The sequence below is a fragment of the Blastomonas sp. genome (assembly GCF_041747255.1).
Taxonomy (GTDB): Bacteria; Pseudomonadota; Alphaproteobacteria; order Sphingomonadales; family Sphingomonadaceae; genus Blastomonas.
Genome location: NZ_JBGTFM010000279.1, coordinates 1 through 6,974, shown reverse-complemented (window position 1 = coordinate 6,974; position 6,974 = coordinate 1). Strand labels below are relative to the sequence as shown.

Below are 6,974 nucleotides of genomic sequence, written 5' to 3'. Positions count from 1 at the left end.
GTGCTCGCCGACAAGCGCTGGCGGCGCGGCTAGCGGTTGACCGACCGCACCTCGTAGGTCAGCGATGCGCTGTCGTTGGCGGGCACGGTCAGCGTCCACAGATGCAACCCGTCCTTGCGGGTGATGCGTCCGCTGGCGTTGCGCAGCTGCCTGCCCGCGATATCCCCCAGCGCGATTTCAACCGTCACCGGGGCAGGGTTGGCGTTGGTGAGCGTCAGCGCCAAGCGCGTCCAGCCCGATGGGTCAGCCGCTGCGGTCGGGACCACCTTGAGCCGAACCTGCGGGCTGCTGCCCAGTGCGATCTTGACCTCCTCGCCCACTGCATAATCGCGCATCCGGCCATTGCCGATCAGCAACGCATCATTGCCGGGGGCATCGAACAGCGCGACCCGGCCTGCGGGCAACGGCAGACCGAGCGCCCCGCCGCGCGCGTTGTCGAGCCGCATTTCCATGCCCAGTGCGACCGGCTCATTGCGCCAATACGTCGCCGTGCCGCGATGGACGAGCGTGTAGGGCACAGCGGATTTGCTGAGCAGTGCGACCTGCTTTTGCCCTTTGGCAGCGACGGTCGTACGGAAGGGCACGCGATAGAGCTTGAGATCGCCCAAGGCTTCGAGTTCGGCGGTACGGCTCAACCGCGCACCGGTGACCATGATGGCATCGGCCTCCATCATCGCCATCGGAGGGGGCGGTGGCGGCGGTGGTGGAGGCGGCGGAGGCGGGGCCATCGCATAGTCCCCGCCATCGTCATCGCTGCCTTCTGCGGTCGAGCCGCGCGGCCAGCACTTGATCGACAGCGGCTGCGCGGCGGGCGTGTCGGCCAGATTGCGCATCGCCTGACGGGTGTTGAGCTTGCCGGCGATCACCAGCAACTCGGCATCGGCAAAGCTTTCGGCATTGCTGTTGGCCAGCGTCAGCCACGAAAACAGCTCAAGGCTCTGGCCATCCGCACCGAGTTTCACCACATAATCGGCGTTCCAGTCAAACCCTGCGGCAAGATAGGTGAGCGTGACATCCACCGTCGCGGCCTCGGGAGAGACGGTATCGACCGAAAGCACCGGGCTGGCGAACAGTCCACCGGGGATCGTATCGTAAAGCACTGTCTCGGGCAGACCCGAACAGCGCAAGGCCTCAAACCCGCCTTCAGTTTCAACCACCAAAGCGCCGTTGGCCGCGCTGCGGATGATCGCGTCGCGTTCGCTCACCTCGCCGGTTGCGGGGTCGGTGCGGCGCAGCGTGACGCGGTTGCCGAGCGTACCATCGACCAGCGCACCGGGCGACAGCAACTTCTTGTCGCGGTTCTGCTCGATGATGCCACCGGGCAGGCCCCGGATCACCGCCGACACCGCGACCATGCCTTCGGCTACTCCGGCAAAGCGGATGGTGGCGGGGCCAGCAGGCACGCTGATCCGCCGCTGTTCGGTCACCACCGCAAAGCCGTTCAGGAACCGCAGATTGAACCCGCCCCCCTCGCCGCGCCCGGGATCGCGATAGATGGTGACGGCGACACTGTCGGGTTTGAGCGAGATAACGTCGGTTTGCTTGGAGGTTTGGGCGTGGGCAGAACCTCCAACGACCATCGCCCAGAAGATCAAGGCCCCAAGTACCCAGCTCTGTCTGTCGCGAGCCCCTCGGCTGGTTGGCAAGCCAGCCGCTCGGGATAAACTTCTCGGTCCGGCCGAGAAGTCGAGGGACGATTGCGCTACCGTTGCAAATACGTCCCTCAGCTTCAGCCTTTGGCTAAAGTTTATCCTGAGCGACGCCGACAGGCGGCGTCGAAGGGATCGGAAACTCGCAAAGGGGTGATGGGAAGACACAGTACCGCTCGCTAAACCTACCCCTCAATACCGCGTCTCAAACGTTGCGGTGACTACCGTGCTGCCATTGGCGGGCACCGGCACCGCCCAGACCACGGCGTTGCTGTTGGCGCGGGTGCTCGCCAGACTTTCGGTGACGATCCGGGTGTCGGTCCAGCCAAAATCAAGCCCCGCCTGCTGCAGATCGACCGCCACCGCATCATCGCGCGCATTGGTAAGCTCATAGCGCATGCTGGTCTGCCATTTGCTGCTGGAGAGCCGCTTGCGTTCGACCACCGCAGTTTTGACCTTCACGTCAAACGCCTCACCGGTCTTGAGCGCCAGCGCGCTGCCCATCGGCGTATGATCGATATAGTTTTCGCCGACAAACTGCGGCGATCCGCGCTGGTCGCGCTGGTAAAAGCGCACCGCGCCCGCCGGAATTGCATCGCCCAGCCCGCCGCTCTTGCTTGAGCTGAACTTGACCACGGTATCGGCGCTGCGCGGTTCATTGATGCTCGCCAGCCAGCCGACGCGATATTCATAGGCGCGCGATGCGGGCACGCCTTGCACATCCAAAAAGTTGATCTGCTTGGTCTGCTTGTCGGCAATCGTCGTGCGGCCCACAGGGTAGAGATAAAAATCGCCCAGCCGCGCGCGCTCGGCGGTTTCGGTGCCCGCGCTGCGGATGTTGCGCCCGCCACCGCCGAAACCCGATGCCCCCTGCGGATCGCCAGCGACCAGCAGCGTATCGGCATTGCGATAGGTGGTTCCGGTGCGATTCGACAGCGTCACCCAGCCCTGCACATCGATGCTGCCCCTGGCCTCATCGAACAGTGCGACATAATCCGCTGACCAGTCGAGCCCGCCGGTGAGATAGCGGATCGCGGCATCACGCGCGCCGCCGCGTTGGCTGTCCACGGTGATCGACAGGGTCGGCCGGGCGCGCAGATTGTCCGGCACCTTGTCAAAGATCGCGCGCACCGGCAGGCCATCGTCGCGCAGGACCTCGATGCGGTTGCCGATCTGCACGACCACGCCTTGGTTGACCGACAGCACCTTGGCACGCTCGCGCGTCTCGGCGCCGGTCGCCGGGTTGGTGCGCACCAGGGTGATCGTCTCGCCCACCGCCTTTTCCATCAGCTTGCCCGGGGTGAGCAAATCGAAATCGAAATTCTGTTCGACAATGGTCGCGGCATCAGCCGTGAACGAGACGGTTTCGGGCCGGATCTGCGCCGACACATCGGGAAATTCGATGCGGCTGGTGCCGTTGGCGATGGTGAGCCTGCGGATATCCTGCACCAGGCTGGTGCCGCCATTGTAGACCGTGACCGAGACATTGCCCTGTGTGCTGGGGCCGGTGAGGTCATTGGCAGGCAGGCTGGCATCCTGGGCCATTGCAGGTGAAAGAGCGATCAGCGCTGCAAGCCCTGCCGCTGCGAAAGTCTGCATAAAAGGCTCGCGTCTCATGACTTTATCACTCCCCAATTGACGCCCCGAAATCTGGCCCATCGGCGCTGAAATGAACAGGGGCTAAATCGCTGGGCAAGCGCGATTTGGCCCGATATGGATGGCACCATGCTGCGCATCGCCTCCTACAACATCAACGGCATCAGGGCGCGCCTGCCGCGCCTGATCGAATGGCTGGAGGAAACCCGGCCAGCCATCGCCTGCCTGCAGGAAATCAAGACACAGGATGAGGGCTTCCCCGCCTCCGAGTTCGAAAGATTGGGCTATGGCGCGATCTGGCACGGGCAAAAGGGCTTTAACGGCGTCGCCATTCTCGCGCGCGATGCCCAGCCGGTTGAGGTGCAGCGCGGGCTGGAGGGCGAGCCGGAGGACGAGCACGCGCGCTATCTTGAGGCTGATGTCCTCGGGGTTCGCGTCGCATCAATCTACCTGCCCAACGGCAACCCGCAGCCGGGGCCGAAGTTCGATTACAAGCTGCGCTGGATGGAACGGCTGCGCTATCGCGCCACGCAGATCGCAGCCGAAGAAGTGCCTGCAGTGCTGGCGGGTGACTATAACGTCATCCCGCGCGACAATGACACCTATTCGGTGCGTGCGATGGCGCAGGACGCGCTGATGCAGCCCGAAAGCCGCGCCGCCTATCGTCGAATCATCGCCGATGGCTGGACCGACGCCATCGGCACCCTGTGCCCGGCGGGCGGGGTGTGGACCTATTGGGATTATCAGGCCGGGGCCTGGCCCCGCGACCACGGCTTCCGTATCGATCACCTGCTGCTCAGCCCGCATGCCGCCGACCGGCTAACTGCCATCGGCGTCGACAAAGACCATCGCGGTCGTGAAAAGGCCAGCGACCATGCCCCGACCTGGGTGGAACTGGCCGCCTGACCCTTCCTGTCGACCTGGCCCTTTTTGCGGGGATGTTCAGCGATAGCTGACCACCTCAAACTCGATGCCATTGTCGTCAAAGAAATAGAAGCTACGCGCGACCCCGTAATCGCTGTGGCTGAATGGCGTGAGCCCACGCGCAATCACTCTCGCTTCAGCTTCATCCAGATCATCGACCGACACGCCGATATGATTCAATGGGGCGCCTTTGGCAAAGGGGGTGCTCAAAAGCTGACCGGTTTGCTGTGTGTAGATCGCGACATAGCTGTCATCGGTGCCAAGGTGTATCGTGCGCCCGTTGTCCCTCGCCGGGCCCTGCCAGCGGATATGCCAGCCAAACAGGTCGGCAAGCAAAGCGGCGGTTGCATCACAATCGCGTACCGTGATGTTCACATGTTCCAGAGTCCCGTGTTTCATAAGGAAAATCCTTGTCCATTGCCACCCGGGCTGGGGGGCATGGTTGCGATTCGTACGACCTCGAGTTAACTTGAGGTCAAGCACTTTCTTGCCAATGCAAAGGACGGGATTAATGGCATTGCCAAAACTGTTGTCCATCGGTGATCTGGCGCGGCGCACCGGATTGTCGGTGTCTGCTATCCGCTTTTATGAGACACGGGGACTGGTTCAGCCGATGCGCAACAGCGCTGGCCAGCGACGATTTGTTCGTTCTGACATCAGGCGGCTGTCATTCGTGCTGATCGCACAACAAATTGGCCTGACGCTTGAGGAAATCGTCTCAGAACTCGCCCGCCTGCCTGAAGGTCGCGTGCCTGATGCGCGCGATTGGGAAGCGATCAGCCTGCGCTTTCGTGCCCGGCTCGACGCCCAGATTGAGGCGCTTGCGCAAATTCGTGACAGGCTTGACGGCTGTATCGGATGCGGATGTCTGTCGCTTGAGCGTTGTGCGATCTACAACCCCGATGATCGCGCCGCCGCCTTTGGGCCGGGGCCACAATTCATTTGGGATGGCGCTGGCAAGCCGCTCAAACCAGCGCGTTCACCGCCGCCATGAAAGGGCCAATCGACACCGGCTTGGACACATAGCCCTCCGCCCCGGCGGCGCGGATGCGGTCTTCGTCGCCCTTGCCCGCATAGGCGGTCACTGCCATGATCGGAATCGGGCGCAGGTCGCGGTCGGCTTTCAGCGCCTCGATCAGCTCAAGCCCGCTGATGTGCGGCAGCTGGATGTCCATGATGATCAGTCCGGGGACGAACGACCGCGCCCGCTCGATCACCGCGCGGCCATCCGCCAGCCCCTCGACCGCAAAGCCATGCGCGCTCAGCAGGTCGCAGAAAAGTTTGCGATTGAGGTCGTTGTCCTCGACAACCAGCACTCTTTTTGCCACTGAACCGCCATAGCTTGCTCCGGCCCCGTCGGCCGGAAAGTATCACTCAAGCACCCGATGTAGGCGAAAGCTGTGAACGACACAATCAGCCGCGACCAACCGCAGCACCGCGATCCGGTGACGCTGGCGCTGGTCGTGCTGGCGTGGCTGCTGGGCGATCCGCAGCGCGCCGACCGATTGCTGTCGCTCAGCGGGATGACCGCAGATCAATTGCGCGAGGGGGCGTTTCAGCCCTCGGTTCTTGCTGAGATCCTGCGCTATCTGGAGGGTCACGAACCCGACCTGATTGCCGCTGCCGGTGCTGCCCATGTGTCGGCCGCGCAGCTTGTCGATGCCCGCAAAGAACTGGACCGAATGTAAATGCGCAATCCCAAAGCCCTGCTGGTGACCGATTGTGATGAAGTACTGCTGCACATGGTTGATCCGTTCCGTGCGTGGTTGGACGAGGTGCATGCGATTGATTTCGACTTTTCGGGCGGTGACTTTGCCAAGGCGCTGGTGGACCGCAAGACCCGCGCTGCCGTAAAGCCTGAAGACATCTGGCCGCTGCTCAATACGTTTTTCGATACCGAAATGGCGCGTCAGCAGCCCATCGCCGGGGCGCTTGCGGCGCTGTCGGCGATCGGCGAGGTCGCCGATATCGTCGTGCTGACCAATCTCATGGATCACCGGCAGGCGGCACGCAGTGCGCAACTGGCTGCGTTTGGCGTGCATCATCGGGTGGTGTGCAATCAGGGGCCGAAGGGCGAGCCACTCAAGCGCATCGTCGACGAACACGGCGCCGATGTTGCGATCTTCATCGACGATCTGCCGCAGCACCATGAATCTGCGGCCACCCATGCGCCCGATGTCTGGCGGCTGCATATGGTGGGCGAAGCGGCACTCGCCCCGCACATCGCCTGCGCCGCCACGGCTGGCCAGGCCCATGCGCGCATCGACCGCTGGGATGCGGCGCTTCCGTGGATCATCGAACGACTGGCCGCCGGCCAGCCTGCACCCCCCATTTCCATGGCAACGGCTTGACGCTGCCCATGCACAAAGGAACAATGACGAGATGAGCGATATGATTGAAGCGCGGCTTGCCGAGATCGGCCTCGAACTGCCGCAACCCGCCGCGCCGGTGGCATCCTATGTGCCCGCCGTGGAAGTGGGCGGCCTCCTGTACATTTCCGGCCAGTTGCCGTTCATCGATAGCAAGGTGTTCACCGGGCGGCTGGGCGAGAATGTCTCGCTCGATCAGGGCCAGGCCGCTGCGCGTGCGTGCGGGATCATGCTGATTGCGCAGATGAAAGCGGCGCTGGGTTCGCTCGACCGGGTGGAACGGATCGTCAAGCTCGGCGCGTTCATCGCCAGCACCCCAGACTTCACGGCGCAGCCAGAAATCGCCAATGGCGCGTCTGACTTGATGATGCAGGTGTTCGGCCCGGCCGGTCAGCATGCGCGCAGCGCGGTCGGCGTGCCGGTGCTGCCGCGCGGA

9 protein-coding genes are annotated in these 6,974 nt (G+C 63.3%); 5 read left to right on the top strand and 4 right to left on the bottom strand.

What is annotated here, in order from left to right:
* Positions 1 to 29: 29 nt before the first annotated feature.
* The gene (locus ACEW8G_RS09495) at positions 30 to 1,595 is read right to left on the bottom strand and encodes a DUF4139 domain-containing protein (protein WP_373488183.1); all 1,566 of its coding nucleotides are present in this window, start codon (positions 1,593 to 1,595) and stop codon (positions 30 to 32) included.
* Between the two features lie 246 nt (positions 1,596 to 1,841).
* The gene (locus tag ACEW8G_RS09490; RefSeq protein WP_373488185.1) at positions 1,842 to 3,194 is read right to left on the bottom strand and encodes a DUF4139 domain-containing protein; all 1,353 of its coding nucleotides are present in this window, start codon (positions 3,192 to 3,194) and stop codon (positions 1,842 to 1,844) included.
* Between the two features lie 183 nt (positions 3,195 to 3,377).
* On the opposite strand from ACEW8G_RS09490, the gene xth reads away from it, so the two are divergent.
* Positions 3,378 to 4,151, top strand: coding sequence for an exodeoxyribonuclease III (gene xth / locus ACEW8G_RS09485; protein WP_373488184.1), 774 nt, complete (start codon positions 3,378 to 3,380; stop codon positions 4,149 to 4,151).
* Between the two features lie 36 nt (positions 4,152 to 4,187).
* Here the strand turns inward: xth and ACEW8G_RS09480 are convergent, their stop codons facing one another.
* Complete coding sequence (locus ACEW8G_RS09480) at positions 4,188 to 4,568, bottom strand: VOC family protein (protein ID WP_373488182.1); 381 nt, start codon at positions 4,566 to 4,568, stop codon at positions 4,188 to 4,190.
* Between the two features lie 112 nt (positions 4,569 to 4,680).
* On the opposite strand from ACEW8G_RS09480, the gene soxR reads away from it, so the two are divergent.
* The gene (gene soxR / locus ACEW8G_RS09475) at positions 4,681 to 5,163 is read left to right on the top strand and encodes a redox-sensitive transcriptional activator SoxR (protein ID WP_373488181.1); all 483 of its coding nucleotides are present in this window, start codon (positions 4,681 to 4,683) and stop codon (positions 5,161 to 5,163) included.
* Here the strand turns inward: soxR and ACEW8G_RS09470 are convergent.
* On the bottom strand, positions 5,135 to 5,497 hold the full coding sequence (locus ACEW8G_RS09470; protein ID WP_373488180.1) for a response regulator: 363 nt from the start codon (positions 5,495 to 5,497) through the stop codon (positions 5,135 to 5,137). The two genes, soxR and ACEW8G_RS09470, sit on opposite strands and share 29 nt — an antisense overlap.
* Before the next feature lie 72 nt (positions 5,498 to 5,569).
* Between ACEW8G_RS09470 and ACEW8G_RS09465 the strand changes: the two genes are divergently transcribed.
* The 3 genes from ACEW8G_RS09465 to ACEW8G_RS09455 all read left to right on the top strand — a co-directional run.
* The gene (locus ACEW8G_RS09465) at positions 5,570 to 5,857 is read left to right on the top strand and encodes a DUF3572 family protein (protein ID WP_373488179.1); all 288 of its coding nucleotides are present in this window, start codon (positions 5,570 to 5,572) and stop codon (positions 5,855 to 5,857) included.
* On the top strand, positions 5,858 to 6,520 hold the full coding sequence (locus ACEW8G_RS09460) for an HAD family hydrolase (RefSeq protein ID WP_373488178.1): 663 nt from the start codon (positions 5,858 to 5,860) through the stop codon (positions 6,518 to 6,520).
* 31 nt (positions 6,521 to 6,551) lie between these two features.
* Positions 6,552 to 6,974: RidA family protein (locus tag ACEW8G_RS09455; protein WP_373488177.1), on the top strand; the 423-nt coding region annotated here is incomplete at its 3' end.